Annotated in this window: 18 protein-coding genes; 9 read left to right on the plus strand and 9 right to left on the minus strand. The window is 41.0% G+C overall.

Annotation, left to right across the window (positions count from 1 at the left end; all coding sequences use genetic code 11):
• Positions 1-74: 74 nt before the first annotated feature.
• The 4 genes from CWC17_RS14250 to CWC17_RS14265 all read left to right on the plus strand — a co-directional run bounded on the left by CWC17_RS14250 (position 75) and on the right by CWC17_RS14265 (position 6707).
• Positions 75-2102 carry a methyl-accepting chemotaxis protein gene (locus CWC17_RS14250; RefSeq protein WP_138613593.1) on the plus strand — a complete coding sequence of 676 codons (2028 nt, stop codon included), beginning with the start codon at positions 75-77 and terminating at the stop codon, positions 2100-2102.
• 365 nt (positions 2103-2467) lie between these two features.
• On the plus strand, positions 2468-5176 hold the full coding sequence (secA, locus tag CWC17_RS14255) for a preprotein translocase subunit SecA (RefSeq protein WP_138541913.1): 2709 nt from the start codon (positions 2468-2470) through the stop codon (positions 5174-5176).
• Between the two features lie 59 nt (positions 5177-5235).
• Positions 5236-5634 carry an 8-oxo-dGTP diphosphatase MutT gene (mutT, locus tag CWC17_RS14260; protein ID WP_055014573.1) on the plus strand — a complete coding sequence of 133 codons (399 nt, stop codon included), beginning with the start codon at positions 5236-5238 and terminating at the stop codon, positions 5632-5634.
• 5 nt (positions 5635-5639) lie between these two features.
• The gene (locus tag CWC17_RS14265) at positions 5640-6707 is read left to right on the plus strand and encodes a phosphotransferase enzyme family protein (RefSeq protein WP_138613595.1); all 1068 of its coding nucleotides are present in this window, start codon (positions 5640-5642) and stop codon (positions 6705-6707) included.
• An 80-nt stretch (positions 6708-6787) separates the two neighbouring features.
• Here CWC17_RS14265 and CWC17_RS14270 read toward each other — a convergent pair whose 3' ends face one another.
• The 3 genes from CWC17_RS14270 to pmbA all read right to left on the minus strand — a co-directional run bounded on the left by CWC17_RS14270 (position 6788) and on the right by pmbA (position 11222).
• Complete coding sequence (locus tag CWC17_RS14270; RefSeq protein ID WP_138613597.1) at positions 6788-8863, minus strand: M13 family metallopeptidase; 2076 nt, start codon at positions 8861-8863, stop codon at positions 6788-6790.
• A gap of 243 nt (positions 8864-9106) precedes the next feature.
• The gene (locus CWC17_RS14275; protein WP_138541910.1) at positions 9107-9595 is read right to left on the minus strand and encodes a DciA family protein; all 489 of its coding nucleotides are present in this window, start codon (positions 9593-9595) and stop codon (positions 9107-9109) included.
• A 277-nt stretch (positions 9596-9872) separates the two neighbouring features.
• Complete coding sequence (gene pmbA, locus CWC17_RS14280; RefSeq protein ID WP_138613599.1) at positions 9873-11222, minus strand: metalloprotease PmbA; 1350 nt, start codon at positions 11220-11222, stop codon at positions 9873-9875.
• Between the two features lie 144 nt (positions 11223-11366).
• Between pmbA and yjgA the strand changes: the two genes are divergently transcribed.
• A complete protein-coding gene (gene yjgA / locus CWC17_RS14285) occupies positions 11367-11900 on the plus strand; it encodes a ribosome biogenesis factor YjgA (RefSeq protein WP_138540933.1) in 534 nt (177 codons plus the stop codon).
• 111 nt (positions 11901-12011) lie between these two features.
• Positions 12012-13385 carry an oxygen-independent coproporphyrinogen III oxidase gene (gene hemN / locus CWC17_RS14290; RefSeq protein WP_138613601.1) on the plus strand — a complete coding sequence of 458 codons (1374 nt, stop codon included), beginning with the start codon at positions 12012-12014 and terminating at the stop codon, positions 13383-13385.
• Positions 13386-13433: 48 nt separating this feature from the next.
• Here the strand turns inward: hemN and CWC17_RS14295 are convergent, their stop codons facing one another.
• The 3 genes from CWC17_RS14295 to CWC17_RS14305 all read right to left on the minus strand — a co-directional run bounded on the left by CWC17_RS14295 (position 13434) and on the right by CWC17_RS14305 (position 15930).
• Positions 13434-13949: a DUF2489 domain-containing protein gene (locus CWC17_RS14295; RefSeq protein WP_055014566.1), complete on the minus strand. Its 516-nt coding sequence runs from the start codon at positions 13947-13949 to the stop codon at positions 13434-13436.
• A 12-nt stretch (positions 13950-13961) separates the two neighbouring features.
• Positions 13962-14558 (minus strand): Der GTPase-activating protein YihI, encoded by a 597-nt coding sequence (gene yihI / locus CWC17_RS14300; protein WP_138613603.1) that lies wholly within the window; start codon positions 14556-14558, stop codon positions 13962-13964.
• A 739-nt stretch (positions 14559-15297) separates the two neighbouring features.
• Positions 15298-15930: a c-type cytochrome gene (locus CWC17_RS14305; protein ID WP_055014564.1), complete on the minus strand. Its 633-nt coding sequence runs from the start codon at positions 15928-15930 to the stop codon at positions 15298-15300.
• Between the two features lie 279 nt (positions 15931-16209).
• Between CWC17_RS14305 and yihA the strand changes: the two genes are divergently transcribed.
• Positions 16210-16869 carry a ribosome biogenesis GTP-binding protein YihA/YsxC gene (gene yihA / locus CWC17_RS14310; RefSeq protein ID WP_055017789.1) on the plus strand — a complete coding sequence of 220 codons (660 nt, stop codon included), beginning with the start codon at positions 16210-16212 and terminating at the stop codon, positions 16867-16869.
• 10 nt (positions 16870-16879) lie between these two features.
• Here the strand turns inward: yihA and CWC17_RS14315 are convergent, their stop codons facing one another.
• The 3 genes from CWC17_RS14315 to polA form a co-directional block, all read right to left on the minus strand.
• Positions 16880-17398 (minus strand): DUF1285 domain-containing protein, encoded by a 519-nt coding sequence (locus CWC17_RS14315; protein WP_138613605.1) that lies wholly within the window; start codon positions 17396-17398, stop codon positions 16880-16882.
• Positions 17395-17982: a YceI family protein gene (locus tag CWC17_RS14320; protein ID WP_138613607.1), complete on the minus strand. Its 588-nt coding sequence runs from the start codon at positions 17980-17982 to the stop codon at positions 17395-17397. The genes CWC17_RS14315 and CWC17_RS14320 overlap by 4 nt, the downstream gene beginning before the upstream one ends.
• 447 nt (positions 17983-18429) lie before the next feature.
• A complete protein-coding gene (gene polA / locus CWC17_RS14325; RefSeq protein WP_138613609.1) occupies positions 18430-21159 on the minus strand; it encodes a DNA polymerase I in 2730 nt (909 codons plus the stop codon).
• Between the two features lie 524 nt (positions 21160-21683).
• Here polA and elbB point away from each other — a divergent pair.
• Both elbB and CWC17_RS14335 read left to right on the plus strand, forming a co-directional pair.
• The gene (gene elbB, locus CWC17_RS14330; RefSeq protein WP_138613611.1) at positions 21684-22331 is read left to right on the plus strand and encodes an isoprenoid biosynthesis glyoxalase ElbB; all 648 of its coding nucleotides are present in this window, start codon (positions 21684-21686) and stop codon (positions 22329-22331) included.
• Positions 22332-22534: 203 nt separating this feature from the next.
• A complete protein-coding gene (locus CWC17_RS14335) occupies positions 22535-22930 on the plus strand; it encodes a c-type cytochrome (RefSeq protein ID WP_138613613.1) in 396 nt (131 codons plus the stop codon).
• Positions 22931-22960: the final 30 nt, after the last annotated feature.

The raw sequence follows: 22960 nt of genomic DNA on the forward strand, positions 1-22960 counted from the left end.
TATCTAACTTCATAGAGATTTAAAGTAAGATATGATTAGATATCACCTACTAAATAACAATAATACGTGCACTCATGCTAAATAATTTATCATTACGGAAGAAAATATTATTATTGATTGGTGGTACCATCACCATTTTGCTAATTATTGCTTCAACATTTTTTGTAAATCACATCGCTAACCTTTCCAGAGTAAACATTGAGCGCGAAGCTCAAAGCTACCTACAAAGCGAACAACTTTCAATGCAAAGCTACTTTGCAAAGTATGGCAAGCTGGTATCTACGTTCGTTAATAATCCCCACTTAGTTAATTTTTTTGAAAATTGGGATACTCGCGATCAGCCAATCAAAAACGCACCGGGCTACAACGAAGTTAATCAAGATTTTGTGCGTATTAGCTCAAATGACGAAAATATACTGTCGGCGTTTTTTGCCTCAGCAACCACCGGCGAATACTTTAAAGAGAACGAGCGTACTAGCCATTACAATGGCCAACCTTACTACGCCTATAAACGTGGTTGGTGGCAAGAAGCCCTGCAAATTAATAAACTTTACGTGGGCCCTATATCAGTCGATTTAACTACAGGTGTTGCCTCGGCAGTTGTACAACAGCCGGTATACAACGCACAGCGTAAACTTATTGGTATGGGCGGCGTTGATTTACAGCTCAATAAAATCAACGACATGGTAGAAGGTATCCGCTTTAACGGCCAAGGCTATGGCTTTTTACTCGATGGCAATCAAAAGGTGGTGCACTTTTCAAATGCCACTGGCCATAAACTGTCTAACACCGATGAAGGCCCTAAAGGTAAAGAAGGGCTAGATGGCCTTGAAAGCCAGTTTAGCAACACATCAGGTTTTACAGAGCTTAATGCCCAAATGCGTAACAACCTTGAAGGCAGCCAATTGGTGACTTTAAAAGGCGAAGCGTATTATGTGGTGTATCATCGCTTACAACTAGAGCAACCTTATCTTGACTGGTATGTAGGTATACTTATTCCAACCAGCATGATTGAAGCCCCCGTTAATGAAGCGGTTACCACCACAACCACCGCAGTGGTGATTATTTTAGTGATCATTTTAGCGATGATATTATGGGCAACCCACATGATTTCGCAGCCTATTACCGCGCTAACTAATATTATGCGTGATATTGCATCGGGCGAAGGCGATTTAACCCAAAAGATTAATATTAACAGCCAAGATGAGGTTGGCCAGCTTGCCAATCACATGAATACATTCATTGATAAGCTGCGCGGCATGATGTTAGAAACAGCCGCACAAGCTGAGCAATTGACCAATGCCGCAGCGCAGCTTAAAAATGTATCAGCCCAAACCAATACCGAAATACAGCAAGAAAAACAACAAGTAGACAGCGTTAGTGCCGCCGTGACCGAAATGGCCAGCACTGTACTTGAAATATCGCGTAACGCACAGCATACCAACAGCGCCGCCGAAGAAGTACAAGCCATTACTGCCGAAGGGGCTGACCGCTCAACTCAAGCACAACGTGTGATGACCGAACTTGCGCTGCACATAGGTGAAGCGTCTAAAGTGGTGGCAGGGCTTGAGCAAGAAAGTAATAACATTGGTGCATTGGTGGATGTGATTAACTCCATTGCCGATCAAACCAACTTACTTGCTCTTAATGCCGCCATTGAAGCTGCGCGTGCAGGTGAGCATGGCCGTGGTTTTGCGGTAGTTGCCGATGAAGTACGCTCTCTTGCAAGCCGTACGCAAGAATCAACAGACGATATACGTAATATGATTTCTCGCTTACAGCAAATTGCCCAACAAGCGTCGGTAATGATGCTGCAAGGGCAAGAGCAAACAGAAGGCTCAGTATCGCAAACAAAAGAAGTGCTAAGTTCATTACAAAACATTGCTCAGTCGGTAACTAAAGTGCAAGACCAAAGCCACCAAATTGCCACCTCAACAGAGCAGCAAACGGTTGTAGCAGAGGACATTAACACCAGCCTTGCAGCAATTAATGGCTTAGTAAACAGCACTGCTGATCACGCACACATTTTAGCAGATGAAGCGCGTGATTTAAGCGACCTAGCCGTTGCCTTAAACAAAACGGTTAATCAGTTTAAGCTTTAAATACACTACGTCATAGGGTGGGTAACTCAGTATAAAACTTACCCACCCTATACTCTTGTTTTTAATTTTTTTAACACCATATCTTCACAACTTGCTGCTATTTTTTGGCGTAATAAAACTAGTTTTTTGCGCATCAGATCAAATTTTTCTGTTTTAAATACACATCTTTTTATCGAGATAGTTTGTTGTTTGGCAGAGTCTGGTATAGTAGCACACGTATTAAACAGTGCTTTTAATGCTCTTTAATACAAAATTGCTAATTAATATGTTCTACAGGTTATGTAAAAGTACATATTAATTACCAATTGTAAAAAATGGGTTAGCCGACACTCGGTTAGCAAAGAATACATTGTAACGGTTTTATCATGATATCTAATTTATTTACCAAGATTTTTGGTAGTCGCAATGACCGCACTATTAAAAACCTAAGAAAGACGGTCGCGCTAATTAACGCGCTAGAAACGCAATTAGAAGCGCTTTCTGATGAAGATTTAAGAGCTAAGACAGCTGAGTTTAGAGAACGTTACGATAACGGACAAAGCCTTGACGACATTCTACCAGAAGCATTTGCTGTGGTACGTGAAGCGTCAAAGCGTGTAAATGGCATGCGTCACTTTGACGTACAGCTATTAGGCGGCATGGTTTTACATCAAGGCCGTATAGCAGAAATGCGTACCGGTGAAGGTAAAACACTCACAGCCACACTTCCAGCCTACTTAAATGGCTTAACAGGCAAAGGCGTGCACGTAATTACCGTGAACGACTACCTTGCTAAACGTGATGCTGAAACAAACCGCGAGTTATTTGAGTTCTTAGGCCTAACTGTAGGCTGTAACGTACCAGGCATGATGCCACAACAGAAAAAACAAGCTTACAGTGCCGATATTACTTACGGTACTAATAACGAGTTTGGTTTTGACTACCTACGTGACAACATGGCATTTAGCATTGATGAGCGTGTACAACGCCCACTGTTTTATGCGGTAGTGGATGAGGTGGATTCAATCTTAATTGATGAAGCTCGTACGCCACTTATAATTTCAGGCCCAGCTGAAGATAGCTCTGAGCTATACATCGAAATCAATAAAATTGTGCCGCTTTTAGAGCTTCAAGAAAAAGAAGACGAAGAAGGCATTGAAGGCGATGGCGATTACACTATCGACGAAAAGTCTAAACAAGTTCATTTAACAGAGCGCGGTCAAATTAAAGTAGAAGACCTACTTACTGAGCGTGGATTAATTGAAGAAGGCGATTCGCTTTACTCAGCCAGTAGTATCACTCTACTAAGCCACGTGTATGCTGCGCTTCGTGCTCACAAGCTTTATCAAAAAGATGTTGATTACGTTGTTAAAGAAAACGAAGTCATCATTATCGATGAGCACACTGGGCGCTCAATGGAAGGTCGTCGTTGGTCTGAAGGTTTACACCAAGCTGTAGAAGCGAAAGAAGGTGTAAAAATTCAAAACGAAAACCAAACACTGGCTTCAATTACTTTCCAAAACTACTTCCGTTTATACGAAACCTTAGCCGGTATGACAGGTACTGCCGATACAGAAGCATTTGAGTTTCAATCTATTTACGGTCTAGACACGGTTGTTATGCCAACTAATAAGCCGATGATCCGTGATGATCGCGCTGATTTAGTTTACCTAACACAAGAAGAAAAATACGAAGCTATTTTAGCTGATATTAAAGATTGCCAAGAGCGCGGGCAACCTGTGCTAGTAGGTACTATTTCAATTGAAAGCTCTGAGTATTTATCGCAGTTTTTACGCAAAGAAAAAATTAAGCACAACGTACTTAATGCTAAGTTCCATGCGCAAGAAGCTGACATTGTATCGGATGCAGGCTTACCTGGTACTGTAACAATTGCTACCAACATGGCCGGCCGTGGTACCGATATTGTGCTTGGTGGTAACTGGAACAGTGAAGTTGAAAAACTAGAAAACCCAACAGATGAACAAATTGCTGAAATTAAAGCAGCGTGGAAAATTCGCCACGATGCAGTAATTGATGCTGGCGGTTTACATATTATTGGTACTGAACGTCATGAATCGCGCCGTATAGATAACCAATTACGTGGCCGTGCTGGTCGTCAGGGTGATGCCGGATCTAGCCGTTTTTACTTATCGATGGATGATGCGCTAATGCGTATATTTGCCGGCGAGCGCATGACTAACATGATGCGTAAACTAGGCATGCAACGCGGCGAAGCCATTGAGCACCCATGGGTTAACCGTGCAATTGAAAACGCTCAGCGTAAAGTAGAAGCGCGTAACTTTGATGTTCGTAAGCAATTACTTGAGTACGATGATGTAGCAAACGATCAACGTCGTGTTGTTTACGCCCAGCGTAACGAGTTGCTTGAAGAAGGCGATATTTCAGAAACAATCACTGCAATTCGCGCAGATGTACTCAATGGAGTGATCGATCAATACATCGCACCACAAAGCCTTGCTGAAATGTGGGATATCCCTGGGCTTGAAGAACGCTTAAAACAAGACTTCCTGATTGAGTTGCCTATCACACAGTGGTTAGCTGATGACAATAAACTATACGAAGAGAAACTTCGTGAGCGTATTGAACAAGCGGTTGAACAAGCTTACAAGCAAAAAGAAGAACAAGTTGGCGACTCTGTACTACGCCAGTTTGAAAAAGCGATTATGCTACAAAGCCTCGATCAACACTGGAAAGATCATCTTGCTGCAATGGATCACTTACGCCAAGGTATTCACTTACGTGGTTATGCACAAAAGAATCCTAAGCAAGAATATAAGCGCGAGTCGTTTGAACTATTCACCGAAATGCTTGAAAACTTAAAAGTTGATGTCGTGGGCATTTTAAGTAAAGTACAAGTTCGTGCCGAAGAAGATGTTGAAAAAGTAGAAGAGCAACACCGTAAAAGTGAAAATGCCCCTCGCGAGTACCAACACGAAGAAGCAGAGCACGTAGGCGGTGAAGCCCCTCAAAGCGCAACTGTAATGGCAAGAACAGCGCCTAAAGTTGGCCGTAACGATCCGTGCCCATGTGGCTCAGGCCAAAAGTTTAAGCAATGTTGTGGTAAATTAAAGTAACGACGCATTGTATGTAATTAAAAAGCGACGCTAGCGTCGCTTTTTTTATGGAGAAAAACATGACAACAAAAATAGTTAACGTAGCGGTAGGCGTAATAAAAAAAAATAATGCTATATTCATTTGTAAGCGCGCTAATGAGCAACATCAAGGTGGCTTATGGGAATTTCCAGGCGGGAAAGTAGAAGCTGGCGAAAGCGTATTTGCCGCACTTAAGCGTGAGCTAAGTGAAGAAGTTGGCATTACCATTCACAGCTCTAGCCAACTGATGGTGATTGAACATGACTACGGCGATAAATGTGTAAAACTTGATATTCACGTTGTAAGTAACTTTAGCGGTGAAGCACATGGCGCCGAGGGGCAACCTAGTGAATGGGTCGCTATTAATGAGCTTAGTAACTATGAGTTCCCTGCTGCTAACGCCGAGATTATTGAAAAAATACACGCGCGATACGCGTAAAGCACATGAATACAGCAATACAAAATAAATTAAGTGAGCTATTAGCGCTAAACCCAGAGCATACTCAGGTGAGCTCTTTAGGCAGCGGACATATAAACACCACCTGGCTGCTCACCAATGCTGGTCAGCAATTTGTTGTTCAAAAGCTCAACACTCATGTATTTGAAAATCCAGAACAACTGGTCAATAACGCCCAGTTAATTGAGCAGCACTTAAGCGCTAAACAACAAGCAAATACTTACCCGCTCGATATTGTTAAGCATATAAGTACCCACCAAGGTGAACACCTTATAATAATTAATAACGCATACTACCGCGTGCTTAATTTTATTACCCAAAGTGCAAGTGAAGATATCGTCAAAGAGCCTAAACATGCAAAGCAAGCGGCATTTGCATTTGGCACATTTACGCGTGCCTTGCTCGATTTTGACGCATCAAGCCTCTACCCTGTTATTGCAGACTTTCATAACTTAGCCATGCGTTTTGAGCAGCTTAATACAGCCATTGCCACAGCCACTAATAAGCGGCTGCAACAGTGTAAAACCGACATTGACTACTGCATTGCACAACAGCATTTGGTAAAAGAACTGGCTGAGGTAACAGCTGATTTGCCTACCCGGGTGTGCCACAACGACACTAAAATAAATAACATGCTGTATTGCAGCAATACATATAAAGCAAAAGCAGTTATCGATTTAGATACCTGCATGGCCGGCTTTTTACTTTATGACTTTGGAGACATGGTACGCACATTTTGCTGCGCTGAGGCAGAAGATTCAACTAACCTTAGTAAAGTGGTTATTCGCAAAGAGGTATTTACTGCGCTTGTTAAAGGCTACCTTGCCCCCCTTAAATCGGCAATTAGCAACAAAGAGCAAGCAAGTTTACTGCTTGGCGCTAAAGTTATGCCGCTAATGCTTAGTGTACGGTTTTTAACTGATTACTTAAATAACGACGTGTACTTTAAAACCACCCATGCAGAACATAATTTAGAACGTGCGCAAAACCAGCTCGCTTTGTATAAAAATATTTTAAGCAATCAAAGCTGGATGCATAAAATCCTCATGCAATAACTGCAGTGTTATTGGTATAAAAAAACCAGCAAGCTAAACACTTGCTGGTTTTTACTAAGTTAGCCAAGAAAGCATAACAATTACCAAATTTTTACGCGGTCTTCTGGTTTGATATACATCTTGTCGCCTTCTTTTACGTCAAACGCGTCGTAAAATTCAGGCATGTTCGACAAGATACCAATAACACGGTAGTGACTTGGTGAATGCGGGTCTGTCATTAAGCGGTTACGTAATTCTTCATCGCGGTACTTACGACGCCAAATTTGTGACCACCCCATAAAGAAGCGCTGATCGCCAGTGTAACCGTCAATTACAGGCGCTTTGTTATCGCCTAGCGATAATTGATACGCTTTATAAGCCACCGTTAAGCCACCTAGGTCGCCAATGTTTTCGCCAAGCGTAAGCTCGCCGTTCACACCGGCATCTTCAAACGGTTTATATTCATTGTATTGCGCCACTAACGCGCCGGTACGCTCTTCAAACTGTTTAAGGTCAGACTCACTCCACCAGTTACGTAAGTTACCGTCACCGTCGTATTTAGCGCCTTGGTCGTCAAAACCGTGGCCTAGCTCATGACCAATTACTGCGCCAATTGCACCATAGTTTACAGCGTCATCGGCGTCTAAATTAAAAAACGGTGGCTGTAAAATAGCAGCTGGGAATACAATTTCGTTATTTACTGGGTTGTAGTAGGCATTAACGGTTTGTGGGGTCATGTGCCACTCAGAGCGGTCAACTGGCTTGCCTAATTTAGCAATCATATCGCTGTAAGCCCACTGGCTATAACGTATGTAGTTACCCACTAAATCATCAGGATTAATTGTAAGCTCAGAGTAGTCTTTCCATTTATCTGGGTAGCCAATTTTTGGGGTAAATTTGTTTAGCTTTTCTTGGGCTGCAAGCTTGGTTTCTGGGCTCATCCACTCAAGGTTTTCAATAGCAACGCCGTAACCTTTAATAACGTTATCTACCAGCTCTTCCATGCGCGCTTTTGCTTCAGGTGGGAAGTTATCTTTTACGTATACTTTACCTAAAATTTCGCCAAGTACGCTGTTAGATGCATCCACCGCTTTTTTCCAAAGAGGCGCTTGCTCTTTTACGCCGCGTAATGTGGTGCTATAAAAATCAAATTTAAGATCAACCAAGTCAGTGCTTAGTAACTGTGCGTAACCACTTACAAAATGAAACTTTAAGTAGTTTTTCCACGTGGCTAAATCTGTTTCTTTGTACACATCAGCAAACCCTTCTAAATAGCTTGGCTGACGTACAATAATGTCTGAGGTATCTACCCCAGCGCTTTTGAAAAACGCAGCTAAATCAAAGTCGCCTGTTAGCTTACTTGCCTCAGCTACAGTCATTTTATTGTATGACTTAGTGGCATCACGGCTTTGTACACGGCTCCACTGTGCCTGTGCTAAAGCGCTTTCAAATGCGATAACGCTTTTAGCGGCATCAGCGGCATTTTCAACGCCTGATTTAGCTAAAATATCTGTGATGTATTGCTCGTAAGATGCACGAATTTTAGTAAATTTTTCATCATCTTTTAAGTAATAGTCACGATCAGGTAAGCCAAGCCCAGATTGCGATAAGTACAGCGCGTATTCACTTGAATTTTTAGCATCGTTATTTACAAACCAGCCAAAAGGTAAGCTAGCACCTTGCTGCTGAATTTTAGCCATTAAAGGCGCAAGTTCAGCTTTTGAATCTAGGCTATCAATGGTATTAAGTGAAGATTGTAAAGGTGTAATACCTAACTCATCACGTGTGTCTTTATCCATGTAGCTTTTATAAAAAGCACCAATTTTGTACTCGTCGCTGCCTTTTTTAGCATTGCTATTTTTAGCGGCACTTTCAAGTGCTGCTTTCATCGCTTTTTGCGACTCTTCATACAACTGTGTAAACGAGCCATAGTTAGACTTGTCGCCAGGGATCTCTGTTTTAGCAAGCCATTGCCCGTTTACATGATAATAAAAATCATCTTGCGCACGAACTGACTCATCCATATTGGCAAGGTCTACACCTAGCTCAAGGGTTTTTTCTGCAGGTGCTGCAACAGTAGCTGTATCGGCTACTTGTGTTTCTTGTTGTTTTTCACCGCAACCTACTAGGCCCAGCGCAAGTGCAATACTTGCGGCGGTAATAGTTACTTTTTTCATAATTATTCCGTTTGTTAGTAAAGAATAAAATACCTATTTCATTAAGATATGGCGCCACAGAGAAAGATAAAAAGCGCCCCGCAATGCTTTCACTTAATGAAATTAATATTTAGGCGGTTAAAACAACACGCCGAATTTGTATGATAAACCCCATTAAAGAAACAATAAAATAGAATATGTAACAAAGTATTTGCCGTGAGACGAGACAACAAAATAGCCCTACCAACTACATAAATAGGGCAATTAAGACTTATTTTTTCCATGCTGAGCAAGGCGCTCTAGCTTTTCTTTGAGTGAAGGGGGCGCAGAGGCTGCAATGGCATTAAGGTAATCTGAGGTTTGCTGGCTCATTTTTCTTGAATTGCCAGGTGCTTTGCCTACGGGGCCTCGTTTATCTGTTGTTGGGCTTAAGCGCGCTGTTGCTTGAGGGTTTGCGACAATTTTAATTTGGCCGAGCTCTGCCATGCCTGCCGCTCTAAAATGCGACTGCATATCCATTTTTAAATAATTAAGTTTAAGGGCAATTGCTGCCGATACAGCTTCGATCATCAGCGTGCCATCGCGGTAATTACTTACACGGCATTTTTCAGCAAGCTTTGGGCCTAAAAACTCTTTAAGCAATACTTGCTGTTTATCTAGCGCTTGGCTTTTACCTGCATAAGCAGATAAGCGATTATTAAGACCTGCCATAATGTCAGTTAGGGGTTTTGGTGCGTACCTATCTTTAGCCATTCAACACCTCATCAATTAAATAAAACACGTTTAAGCCAAGCCCTTAAATACTTGGCCTAAATGAGTGCTTATAGGATCTCAATTTGCCTAATTAAGTATTAGTGCAAATTAATATTATACCAATGCGCATAATTAAGTGATCTATTTTGAGGATGGATAAACGTGTTGATAGCAAGGCAAAAAATTCGCTATTTAGTTGCTCTAAATGAGAATTTTTTGACGCAGATAGCGACACGTTTAGCCCCTAAAAATAATTAAGTATTATTGCGGATTGGTATTAAGCGCCTGCTATTTGCATTTGTTCTATAAGCACTGAGCCGGTTTGAATGCCGCCTCTGCGCTCAATATCGCCCCCTATGGCCGAAATACCTTTAAACATGTCTTTTAAATTTCCGGCAATGGTAATTTCACTAACAGGGTACTGAATTTCACCGTTTTCAACCCAAAAACCAGCTGCTCCACGCGAGTAGTCACCGGTAACGGTGTTTACGCCTTGCCCCATCAGCTCGGTAACTAATAAGCCTGTTCCCATGGTTTTTAATAGCGCGGTTAAATCGTTATGCGTTTGCTCTACTAACCAGTTATGAATACCGCCTGCATGGCCTGTTGGGGCCATACTTAATTTACGTGCTGCATAACTTGCCAATAAATACGTTTGCAGTTCACCGCCTTGAATAATTTCACGGTCAATTGTTTTAACCCCTTCACTATCAAAAGGTGATGATGCTAACCCTTTTAATATATGTGGACGCTCAGCAATATTAACGCTCTTACTAAATACTTGGGTGCCTAGGCTGTCGAGTAAAAAGCTCGATTTACGATAAAGCGCTCCACCGCCTATAGCCGATACCAAATGTCCAAACAATGAGTTAGCTATATCGGCTCTAAAAATAACAGGTACTTTCATAGTCCCTAGTTTTTGGCTGTTTAACTTAGCAAGTGTTTCGGTTGCAGCTTCAAGGCCCACTGCTGCAGCATCGTTTAAACCAGCTTGATCGCGCGCAACAGTGTACGCCGAATCGCGCTGCATGTGCTCGCCTTCTTTACCTATTACCATAGTACTAATACTATGGCGCGTACGTGGAAAACCAGCAATTAAACCATGGCTATTACCGTATACACGTAAACCTTGGTGAGATGAAAAACTTGCACCATCTGAATTTACAATACGCTCATCAGCATTTAAGGCGGCTTGCTCGGCGGCATGGCAAAGTTCAATACCTTGCTCAGGGCTTACATCCCACGGATGATATAAATCGAGATCTTTAGGTGCAAACTCAAGTAGCTCTTTATCCGCAATGCCATTAAATGGGTCATCGGAGGTAAACTTGGCAATATCAATGGCTTTTTCGACTACAGTGCGTAGTGTTTTTGGGTTGAGATCAGCAGTAGATGCCGACCCTTTATTATTCCCTACATAAACACTGATACCTAAACCGCCATCTTGGTTAAACTCTATGGTTTCTACTTCACCCATGCGTGTACTTACCGATAAACCCGATGTACTCGACATTGCAGCTTCTGCGGCAGTAGCCCCCAATTTTTTAGCATGCTCGAGCACTTCAGCTACGGCATCTTTTACTTGAGAGATTTGAGAATAAATTGGATCGTGTTGTTGGCTTTTCATAAATTAAGTCCTGAGCCTTAAGGCAATATTGCACGCATTTCTTATCTTTAAATGCTAACACACTCACTGCACCACATCAGCTAATATTAATCACTAAAAGAATCGCGTATAATAGCAAAAGTTATTTTTACTTAAGAGCACCCCATGGCGAAGAAAAAAGGCAAGCCTGCTGAAATTGAAGAAGAAATTATTTACGTATCAAAAAGTGAGCTAAAGCGAGACGCGCAAGAGTTTCACCAGTTAGGTTCTGAAATTGCTAAAATGGGGAAAAAACAACGCGAACGCTTACCACTCAATGACGATTTAAAAGAAGCCATGGTGGTTGCTGATAAAATTAGCAATAAAAGCGATGCGTACCGTCGTCATTTAAATTACATTGCTAAAACGCTGCGCACAGTAGAAAACGTTGAAGAAATTAAAGCAATTATTGACGTAATGCTTAATAAAAATAACCAAGCTGAGGTTTTAATTAAAAAAATTGAGCAATTACGTACTGACTTAATTGAACAAGGCGACGATTTAATCAACGAAACTATTGAGCAATACCCGACCCTTGAGCGCCAAAAAATGCGCCAATTGGTTCGCAACGCCGCCAAAGAGGTTAAAGCCGAGAAGCCAGGCAAGGGCTATAAAGAATTGTTTCAATACTTAAAAGATGCCCACAACATAACGTATTAACAAAACATACTCTTTTAAAAGGTGCTTAGGCACCTTTTTTGTTGTAGATCAAAACTCCTTCCTTAAAAGCTTTTTATACTCACCCCCTGATTAATATATAAGGTGCGCGTGATGATAAAGCTTCCAAAATGGGATCAAACTCTTATAAATAAGTATAACGTGTCAGGGCCGCGTTATACCTCCTATCCTACCGCGTTGTCTTTAAGCGAGGGATATCAGCAACAAGACCTTGTTAGCGCTATTAAATCATCATCGAGTCGCTCACTCTCTTTGTATATTCATATCCCATTTTGCAGTGAGCTTTGCTATTACTGCGGATGTAACAAGGTGATTACGCGCCATCAGTCTAAAGCCGATGTGTACTTAGATTATTTAGCAAAAGAAATAACAGCGCATGCCCCATTATTCAAACACTACACGGTAGAGCAATTGCACTTAGGCGGTGGTACGCCAACCTTTTTAACTGTAAAGCAAATGACGCGCCTAATTAATTTGCTAGAGCAGCACTTTCATTTTACCCGCAACACTGAACGTGGCATTGAAATAGACCCACGCTCCCTTGCTAAAGATATGCTTATACACTTACGGGTTTTAGGTTTTAACCGCGTATCCTTTGGTATTCAAGATTTTAACGATGAGGTACAGCAAGCAGTTAACCGCACACAGCAAGTTGAGACCGTTAAAGCGCTGATAACCCAAGCCCGCGAGCTAGGCTTTAAGTCAATAAATGCAGATATGATTTATGGCCTACCTAAACAAACACCCCAAAGCTTTGAGAAAACAATAGCGCAATTAATTGCCTTAAGCCCAGACAGAGTCTCTGTATTTAATTACGCGCATTTACCGGAGCGCTTTGCTGCGCAACGTAAAATAAAAGAAGCTGATTTACCCAAAGCCCACGACAAGCTCACAATGTTTAAAAACACCTTGTCGCAAATGACATCAGCAGGTTATCAGTTTATTGGTATGGATCATTTTGCAAAAGCCGACAACGAACTGGCAGTTGCGCAAAACAAAGGGCTGCTACATCGCAATTTTCAGGGCTATACCACCCACGGTAATTGCGACTTGTTAGGCTTAGGGGTCTCGTCCATCTCACAAATTGGCACGGCCATTTTACAAAATCAAAAAGTGCTTAAGCATTATTATCACGCCATTGAAACGCAAGCTGGGAGCGCTATACATAAAGGAATGCATTTAACGCATGATGATGTAATACGTGCAGAGGCTATTAAATCCCTTATCTGCCAGTTTGAATTAGACACACAGGCTTTTGCGAAAAAACATACTATTCAATTTAATGAGTATTTTGCAGATGCCCTGTTGGCACTACAGCCTTTAATAGACGATGAGATGGTACATATAAATGATAACGTAATACGCGTCACGCCTCGTGGGAACTTGTTTATTCGTATTATATGTATGTGCTTTGATGCTCACTTACAAAAGCAAATAAGTAAAACCCGTTTCTCACGGGTGATTTAAAGCAGGCATAAAAAAGCAGACCTAAATCTGCTTTTTTTATTTTTGAGCTTAATTAAACACTATGTTTTCGCTGCCCGGCGCAGCTTTAAACTCGACAATGATTTTGTCGCAATCGGCTTTAATCTCATCGCTAAAGTTTTCTTCTGCTCGCCAACGAGCTGTATCTTGTTTAAAAATCTCTTTTTTAGAGTATTTTTTGCGTGCATCGTGAGTCGGCATTTCTTTAACGACATTATACATTTTATAAATGCCTGGGTACGCCTCGGTTAAATCTCGCTCATCTTCAAAAGCGTACTGAGACATTAACACCCAAATCCGTAAACAGCCTTCAGAATACTCACATTGCTTTTCAGCCATTGCACGAGCAATTAAATGAATGCTATCTGCAAGTTTAGCGTTTCGCTTTAAGCGCGACTGCTTAAGCTTTTGCTGTTGCTCTGCTTGCTTTTGCGCAATTAACTTTTTTTGCGCGTTAAGCTTATAGAGTAACTGACCTGCATAAAATGCTAAGCCAGCAATAATAACAGCACCTACAAACAAGGCTACAATCACTGCGGTACTCATTAAGCGCCCTTACTATTTATCGTCATCATCTAGCCACTCATTGGCTAAATCATCTGAAAGGTATTTATCAAAGTCTGAGTTACCGTCGCTTTCGACGTTGTCTTCAAAATCATCTTCAAACTCGTCCTCATCCTCATCTTCTATACCCAGTAACTTACAAAGCACTTGGTGGCGTGCAATACGGCTATTAAAATACTTTGCATCTTTACCCGTCAGCATTTCACCTTGTTCATGACGCTCAACGAGCTTAAGTAAACGCTCATCGTTTTCAAGCGCTTCTAGCTCTTGCTCTGGTGTCAGCTCTGGCTCTGTCGCCTTTTTAAGCTCTGCCATTGGCTTTAAGTTACGCTTCATTTCTACTTGCGGCTGTGGTGCGGCAGCCACTAAAGGTACCGCTTTTTTACTGCCCACACGTTTATCTTTTGGTGCTGAACTTACTTTTTTAGTGTCGCTATCTAATAGCTCAGGTGCATTTCGAGAGCCAGGCTTAGCGCCCTTTGGCTTTTTAACACGTTGCTCCTTTAACGCACGCATTTCTTTAAGCTTATCTTGGCTTAAACGAACAGGGCCGTTTGAAGGAATTTTACGTGACTTTTTCTTTCTACTCATATCTTGATCATCTCACTTAAGAGGTTTTGAGCGAGGCACATAACATGAGCATCGCAGTGCTGGCCTAGCCAGAAGAATTCGATTTGCGCATTAAAGCTTGGGTTGCTTGTTGAGTTAGCGCATTAGCTTATTGCTAAACGGTGGGTATTGTAACAGGACAAATAAAAAGGCGGTAGAGAAAACATCTCTACCGCCTACTAATCTGAGCGCCATTATCTGGACACTTCTCCCTTCGACTTTTTTAGTCTTTATTATTTTTATTATTATCAGTCCGTATTGTTATTATTTTAACCTTCCTTGTTACATTCCATTTTGTTTTTATTTTTAACTTCCTTGAGATTTTATTATTTACGGTCATCCTGACGCTTTCTTGTTATTTCCTTTTGTAGCACCTTCAGTATGCTATTCAGTCGTGCCGCGCTATTTTCCTTTAGCATAATCCATGTTGTTATTGTTGTTTTGCGACAGTGGTTAATTTACCCATTAATAATTTTGTTACAACTGGTTTATATAATTTTTCTTACATGTCACACATATAAATTCATTAAAAACAATATAAATTAATAAGTTACACACTTAAAAAGTTTAAAAATAAGTTATTTCTCACAATTCGGTATGGCAAATATCTCACAAACTAAAGGGTGATATCGTTAAATTACGGACACAAAAAAAGCAGCGTAAGCTGCTTTTTAACCATATTTCATAGTATTACATTAGCAAATACTAAATAAATACGACTTTAGTGTAAACCACCCAAATATTGAGAAAGTACTTCAATATCTTTGTCTGTTAGCTTTTTCGCTATATCTTGCATCATACCGTTATGGTCGTTTTTACGGGTACCATCACGGAATTTCTCTAGCTGAGCTTTAATGTACTCTGGGTGCTGGAAAGAAATTTTAGGAAACTTAGCAAGTGACGAACCATTGCCGCGCGGACCATGACACGCCGCACAAGCTGGAATACCACGTTCAGCATCGCCCGCTTTGTAAAGCTTTTGACCAACTTCAACCACGTCTTTAGGGGTGGCGCCTTCAGTCATGTTCAATGAAGAAAAATAAGCAGATAGGTCTTTCATGTCTTGTTCGCTAAGTGGCATAGCCATCGCGCTCATTACAGGATCCATACGACCTTCTTTACCGCCTGAAGTCATACCTAGTTTTAAATCCTTAAGTTGTTTAAGGATGTAATCTGGATGCTGGCCTGCAAGTTTAGGGTAAATATTAACCGGTGCATTACCGTCTGGGCCGTGACAAGCCGCACACGTTGCTGATTTTTCTTTACCTGCGTTTACATCGCCATCAAATGCTGTTGCGTTGCTTGCTGACAACGCACCAAGCAATATTGTTAAAGATAGTGCTATTTTTTTCATGGTGAATTCTCTGTTTCCGACCCTGTATCATCTACAATATGGATGTTGTAATTCATGTATTCTACACGATAAAAAATTCTCTGGCACGTTTTCTACTCATATTAAGCTTATAATTTATAGGGTTTTGACCTAGATTAACCTTTAAGCAGCTTTAATAGTGCCATTTATAGCATTTTTAGGTGTTTAAATACGCTTTTTAATACATCCTTTATAGTATAAAATACGCGCCCTGAGTCAATTTAGCTCAATAAGATTAACTTTTACGTTTTAGGAGAGCCTGTGCTCAAATCTCGTATCAAATATAATACTGCGTCTTTTGTTACAAGCGCGCCAGACATCACTAAATTACCTGCTGATACGGGAATTGAAGTCGCGTTTGCAGGTCGCTCTAATGCCGGTAAGTCGAGTGCTCTTAATGCACTGACAGATCAAAAACTTGCTCGTACCAGTAAAACACCGGGTCGTACGCAATTGATCAACACGTTTGAATTAGGTGAAGTGGATGATATGCGCTTAATCGACTTACCTGGTTATGGCTTTGCTAAAGTGCCCATTGAAATGAAAAAGAAATGGCAAAAGTCACTGGGTGAATACCTACAAAAACGTCAAAGTTTAAAAGGCATTGTGGTATTAATGGATATTCGTCACCCATTAAAAGATTTAGATAAAGATTTAATTAATTGGGCTATTGGCAGTGAAATCCCTGTATTGGCGCTTTTAACTAAAGCGGATAAGCTCAAACAAGGTGCGCGTAAAGCACAAGTATTACAAGTACGTCGTGAATTAAGTGAACTAGACGGTGATATTACTGTTCATGCTTTTTCATCACTTAAGGGGACGGGTTTACCGGAAGTCGCCAAAAAATTAGATGAGTGGTACTTAGGACCAATCGTGGCTGTTGCACCACAGCCAAGTGATGAAGATAACTCAGACGCTTAAAAATAAGCATCTATGAGAGATAAAACCTTTCACCTGCAGATTTTATAAAATAGCCGCGCTCATCTGCGTCGGCTATTTCAGCCCACTGATAAAACACACTTCGTGATACCCGCGCGCTACACCCATAAGGTAATTGCAAATAAGGCACCGCTGCATTTTTATAGTTTTTTATATAAAGAGGCTGCTCAGCACTTATTAACCATTGCCGTGCTAAATTATCTATACAACACATAACCTGCCCTTGCGCTGTGCTCTCTATATGCCAGCTTACGATAACGAATGGCGCATCTTGTACTTCTATCGCTATTTTTTCGATGGGTGTTTTTAAGTAAAACTGCTCGCCTTCTTTGCATAAAACACTGGCAAATAGTTTTACCATAGCGAGGCGAGTAATCTCGCTGCCATCGTAAAACCACAGCCCTTGTTCGTTAATAGTAATTGGCAGTTCACCACACTGGGTTGGCTGCCAACTATCAAACGGTTTACTAGGCTCGCTTAATTGCTTACTAAGCGCCGCTAAGGAGATCACTGTTTTTTAAGTGTTAGCGCAAAAGTAACTGGTACGGCTGTAGCAACGGCAGGTAAACCAGCTAATTGCTGTAGCTTTTTAACGCCTTCGGTCACACCAAAGTCTTGGCTATTTACAATCACAGGCGTAAATGACGACACACTTAAATCGCCATTTTTTGAACTGCTAACAAGTACATTTATTTTTAATGGCTTTTTATTACCATGAAAATCAAGCTGCGCATCAACCGCTTTTAATACATGTTGGCCTGGTTTTTTAATATTACTTAATTGCTTTTTTAAATCTGCGGTTAAAATTGCGTTAGGGAATTTTGCCGCTTCAAATACAAATTGAGTTAAACGTTCATTGCGAATGGGGATCAGTGTTTCTGCAGAGGTTAAGTCAATATTTACACTAAACGCACCGCTGTCTAAAAGTGTCCCTTCTAGATTAGTAAAATGATGCGCCTCAGCAATCGTGTCTTTTTTTATAGAAACAAAACTTACTTGGCTTTTATCATTAACGAGCTGCCAATCTGCATGAGCGGCATTAGACAAAACAAGACTAGTTAACGATAAACCTACAGCGGCTAACGTTTTAAACATAACGCACTCCTTAAATTTAAATGAGAATAATAGCGCTTTCGATACTACCACTTGCGGTATATGCATACCAACTCAAAATAAATAATAAAGGGGATTGAAAAGAAAAAACGGCCTGCTTAAAACAAGCAGGCCGGTATAGCAAACTGGGGAGAAGCTATCAATTTGTTGCACCTTTTCAGATGCATCATCAACAGGATGTCCTACAGGATGAGGACGCGCGCACTTTAACAAAAGCGCGCATAAAAATACAATCATATTCCGCCAAAATAGTTCGAATTGACGAACATATAACTATTTAATACAAATAGTTGCTTAAATTAACCTACTTTTAACTAAACTTTGTTTACGCACAGAAATACGTATATCGATTCGCCTAATTGAGTGAGTTATTTAGAGGCAATAAAAAAGCGCCTTGCGGCGCTTTTAAACTATAAGCATGTTTTGAGGTTAATGGGCTTGTTCCCAGTTTTCACCTTCGTCGGCTTCAACAATTAAAGGCACATCTAAGCTCGCAGCTTGCGACATTAGTTCACAAATTTGCTTGGTGTAAGCTTGTGCGCAGTCGGTTTTAATTTCAAATACCAACTCATCGTGTACCTGCATGAGTAATTTAATCGTGTTAGGGGCTTGCTCATTAACCCATTGATGTACACTCAACATTGCTTTTTTAATAATGTCGGCGGCTGTGCCTTGCATTGGTGCATTGATTGCTGCACGTTCGGCGCCTTTACGGCGAGCTCCATTACGTGCATTAATTTCTGGTAAGTGTAAACGACGACCAAAAATAGTTTCTACGTACCCGTTCTCAGCCGCTTTCTCACGCGTTGTTTCCATGTAATCAAGTACCCCAGGGAAGCGCTCAAAGTATTTATCTATGTAGTGCTGCGCTTCGTGACGTGGTACATCAAGCTGACGCGCTAAACCAAAGGCTGACATGCCGTAAATTAAACCAAAGTTTACTGCTTTCGCTTTACGACGCATATCGGTGGTTACCTTATCAAGCTCAACACCAAATACCTCAGCAGCAGTGGCACTGTGTACATCTAACCCATTAGCAAAGGCATTTAGTAGCCCTTTGTCTTGCGATAAATGCGCCATAATACGCAGCTCAATTTGGCTGTAATCGGCAGCCACAATTTTATAACCTGGCGCCGCTACAAATGCCTCACGTATACGGCGCCCTTCTTCAGAGCGAATAGGAATATTTTGTAAGTTAGGATCAGTAGAACTTAAACGCCCTGTGGCCGTAACAGCTTGATGATAAGAAGTATGCACGCGTTGTGTTTTCTCATTTACCATCAATGGTAATTTATCGGTATACGTTGATTTAAGCTTAGATAAACCACGATGCTCAATAATCACTTTAGGTAATGGGTAATCATGAGCAAGTTCTTGTAGCACTTCTTCAGCCGTTGAAGGCGCACCTTTAGGTGTTTTTTTAATGACTGGCAGCTCAAGTTTTTCAAATAAAAGTACTTGCAGCTGCTTTGGCGAGCTTAGGTTGAATGGTTCGCCAGCTATTTCAAACGCTTCTTTTTCAAGCTCAAGTAAACGCTCGCCTAAACGCTGACTGTGTGCGGCAAGCATATTGCTATCTATAGCTACACCAGTGCGCTCAATATCAGAAATAACATCAACTAGGGGCATTTCTATGGTTTCAAATACTGACTTTAACTTCTCATCAGCTTCTAATTTTGGCCACAGTACTTGGTGTAAACGCAGTGTAATATCGGCATCTTCTGCTGCGTAAGGCGCAGCTTTTTCAAGCTCAATTTGATTAAAGGTAAGCTGCTTTTTCCCTTTGCCGGCAATATCTTCAAAGCTAATGTTTTTATGGCCTAAGTATTTAAGCGCTAATGAATCCATATCATGGCGAGTGCCCACACTATTAAATACGTACGACTCAAGCATAGTATCAAACTTAATGCCATTGAGTTCATAGCCGGCATTAGCCAGTACACTCTTGTCGTATTTTAGGTTTTGCCCTACTTTAGCTTTGTTAGCATCGGCGAGAATTGGCCCAAGCTTTTGCATTACATATTCAAGGCTTAATTGCTCTGGTGCACCCGGGTAGTCATGTGCGATGGGTAAGTAAGCGGCTTCGCCTGCTTTTACAGCAAAGCTCATACCTACTAACTGCGCTTGCATATAATCAAGGCTGGTTGTTTCGGTATCAAAAGCAAATAGCTCAGCGCTATTTAGCTGCTCTATAAGCACATCAAACTGTGACTCGCTTAAAATAGTTTCATAATGAGCGTCTTCTACTTTTGGTAGTTCATTTTCCTCAGTAGGGAGTGCTTTTTCTGCACCTTTTGGATTATCAAGTAGCTCAGCTAACCAGCGGCGGAACTCACACTCACCATACAGTGCAATAAGCTCATCTTTATTTGGCTCTTGTACTTTAAAGGTGTCTAGGTCTGACTCTACCTCAACATCACATTTAATGGTGGCAAGCTCATAACTTAGTGGTAAATGATCTAGGGCGTTTGCAAGTTTTTCACCAATCTTGCCTTTAATATCGCCGGCATTATCAATAACACCTTGAAGTGACCCATATTTTTGTAGCCATTTAACAGCTGTTTTAGGTCCACAACCTTCAACACCTGGGATGTTATCAACTTTATCACCCATTAATGCTAAATAATCGATGATTAGCTCAGGTCCTACACCAAATTTTTCAACAACGGTTTGAGGATCTGAAATGCTATCGGTCATGGTGTTTATTAGCGTCACATGCTCGTTAACTAGTTGAGCCATGTCTTTATCGCCGGTAGAAACCAATACATGGCGCTTTTGCTCAGTCGCTATTCGCGAAAACGTACCAATCACATCGTCGGCTTCAACACCTTCTATACTGATCAGTGGAAAGCCCATTGCTTTAATAATACTGTGCAGTGGCGCTATTTGCGTTCGTAAATCGTCAGGCATAGGCGGACGGTTAGCTTTATACTCGCTATACATGTCGTTTCTGAACGTTTTGCCTTTGGCATCAAACACCACCACCATGTGACTCGGATCATATTGTTTGATCAAACTTTTAAGCATGTTAACCACGCCATAAATAGCGCCTGTTGCTTCACCTTTTGAGTTGGTTAAATGCGGTGGAGAGTGATAAGCACGGAATAAATATGAAGAGCCATCAACTAAAATTAGCGGGTTTTCGGGGATCTGAGCCATGGTGAATTTGGATCCTAAATACAAAAGAGTAATATTATTACAAGCATGCCATAAGGTTGTGAATAAAACGACAGTGAATTACGCTTAGTAGCTATAATTATTGCAGAGCAACCTGTGGATAACTTTGTAGATAACAGCCACGAACTATTCCTCCAATACATAATTAAATGCTTAGAAAAATAAATAACTGCTTGTTTTGTTTAAAAAAGATAATACGAGGTTCTTTTTTTATTATTTTAAAACCAATGTGGAAAAAGGTTTTCTAACTGATACATCCGCTGTTAGTCACTTTAGTTATTTGTATCCATTTAAATAACCGGAGGAGTATTCTAGCATAATGGATCAAAGATCATAGCGATCCTTTATAATTTTTTTTATAAGCGCACTGGCAAAAATGGCATAAACCGCAATACAACTTGCACTGCGAATACTTTTTAAGCTAAAAAATTATTTTAGTGAGTGTTTTACCCCGTGTTAAACTTCACCCAAACGACTTATTTAAAATACTTAAGGAGCACAGAAGCATGAAAAAGATAGCTGTAATATTAGCCGGCTGTGGTGTGTACGATGGCAGTGAAATAAACGAAGCAGTATTAACATTACTACACATAGCTAAAAATGGTGCTGCATATCAATGTTTTGCTCCTGATATAAAACAACTTCACACGATTAATCACCTCACCGGCGAAGAAATGCCAAGCAACCGTAATGTACTCACTGAGGCAGCACGCATTGCCCGTGGTGATATAAAACCTTTAAGCGAATTAAAAGCATCTGAATTTGATGCGTTAATAGTCCCTGGGGGATTTGGCGCCGCTAAAAACTTATGTGACTTTGCCGTTAAAGGCGCTGATGCGCAGATAAACGAAATAGTTTTAGCAGCGTGTAAACAATTTGCCAGTGCACAAAAAGCGGCTGGCTACATGTGTATTGCGCCGGCTTTAATTCCGTTTATATATCCCAAGGCTACTTTAACCATAGGTAATGATGAACAGACCGTAAACGCTTTAACCCAGCTAGGCTCTACTCACGCAGCCTGTGCAGTTGATGATATTGTGATTGATGAAGACAATAAACTCGTTACCACCCCTGCTTATATGCTGGCGCAGTCTATTTTAGATGCCGATGCGGGGATCGAAAAATTGGTTAAAAACGTATTAGCATTAGCTTAAATAGTGATTTACTAAGCCACCGATTATAAAAGTTTATTAACTGAAACATGCAATTTTATTGCGTTAACGCAAAAATTAGACAGTTTTATTGATAAAAACACCAGTGGGCGTTTTATAAATTGTTACACAGAGGTATAATCGGTTTAATTTCCGTCATCTATAATCGTGATTGATCACGTTCAAATCGAAGTGAGCAAGGCAAAATGAAAAAACTATCAGCTGCAGCATTATTAGTGCTAGCAACCACCGCATACGCACAGCCATATGATAACTCTATGACTGAAGATGCGATTAAAAAGCGTTTAGCTCCAGTTGGCGCTGTTTATCTTGAAGGCGAAAAAGCTGCTGCTGCGGCAGCGCCTAGTGGCCCTCGTTCTGGTGAGCAAGTTTACCAAGGCGCCTGTTTTGCCTGTCACGGTACTGGCGCATTAGGTGCACCTAAATCAGCTGATGACTGGGCACCCCGTATCGCTAAAGGTAAAGATGTGTTGCTTGATCATGCTATCAATGGCTTTAATGCGATGCCGCCAAAAGGAACATGTATGGATTGTTCTGATGATGAGATTAGCGCAGCTATTAATTTCATGACATCTAAATAATTTAATTAACCCTCTGATAATTAGGGTGAT

Origin of the sequence: Pseudoalteromonas sp. S3785 (genome assembly GCF_005887365.1) — a bacterium.
In the GTDB taxonomy this organism is placed as follows: Bacteria; Pseudomonadota; Gammaproteobacteria; order Enterobacterales; family Alteromonadaceae; genus Pseudoalteromonas.

Excerpts from the sequence above, each read along its gene's own strand:
- CWC17_RS14250 (WP_138613593.1), top strand. The coding sequence starts at position 75 with ATGCTAAATAATTTATCATTACGGAAGAAAATATTATTATTGATTGGT.
- secA (WP_138541913.1), top strand. The coding sequence starts at position 2,468 with ATGATATCTAATTTATTTACCAAGATTTTTGGTAGTCGCAATGACCGC.
- mutT (WP_055014573.1), top strand. The coding sequence starts at position 5,236 with ATGACAACAAAAATAGTTAACGTAGCGGTAGGCGTAATAAAAAAAAAT.
- CWC17_RS14265 (WP_138613595.1), top strand. The coding sequence starts at position 5,640 with ATGAATACAGCAATACAAAATAAATTAAGTGAGCTATTAGCGCTAAAC.
- CWC17_RS14270 (WP_138613597.1), bottom strand. The coding sequence starts at position 8,863 with ATGAAAAAAGTAACTATTACCGCCGCAAGTATTGCACTTGCGCTGGGC.
- CWC17_RS14275 (WP_138541910.1), bottom strand. The coding sequence starts at position 9,595 with ATGGCTAAAGATAGGTACGCACCAAAACCCCTAACTGACATTATGGCA.
- pmbA (WP_138613599.1), bottom strand. The coding sequence starts at position 11,222 with ATGAAAAGCCAACAACACGATCCAATTTATTCTCAAATCTCTCAAGTA.
- yjgA (WP_138540933.1), top strand. The coding sequence starts at position 11,367 with ATGGCGAAGAAAAAAGGCAAGCCTGCTGAAATTGAAGAAGAAATTATT.
- hemN (WP_138613601.1), top strand. The coding sequence starts at position 12,012 with ATGATAAAGCTTCCAAAATGGGATCAAACTCTTATAAATAAGTATAAC.
- CWC17_RS14295 (WP_055014566.1), bottom strand. The coding sequence starts at position 13,949 with ATGAGTACCGCAGTGATTGTAGCCTTGTTTGTAGGTGCTGTTATTATT.
- yihI (WP_138613603.1), bottom strand. The coding sequence starts at position 14,558 with ATGAGTAGAAAGAAAAAGTCACGTAAAATTCCTTCAAACGGCCCTGTT.
- CWC17_RS14305 (WP_055014564.1), bottom strand. The coding sequence starts at position 15,930 with ATGAAAAAAATAGCACTATCTTTAACAATATTGCTTGGTGCGTTGTCA.
- CWC17_RS14320 (WP_138613607.1), bottom strand. The coding sequence starts at position 17,982 with ATGTTTAAAACGTTAGCCGCTGTAGGTTTATCGTTAACTAGTCTTGTT.
- polA (WP_138613609.1), bottom strand. The coding sequence starts at position 21,159 with ATGGCTCAGATCCCCGAAAACCCGCTAATTTTAGTTGATGGCTCTTCA.
- elbB (WP_138613611.1), top strand. The coding sequence starts at position 21,684 with ATGAAAAAGATAGCTGTAATATTAGCCGGCTGTGGTGTGTACGATGGC.
- CWC17_RS14335 (WP_138613613.1), top strand. The coding sequence starts at position 22,535 with ATGAAAAAACTATCAGCTGCAGCATTATTAGTGCTAGCAACCACCGCA.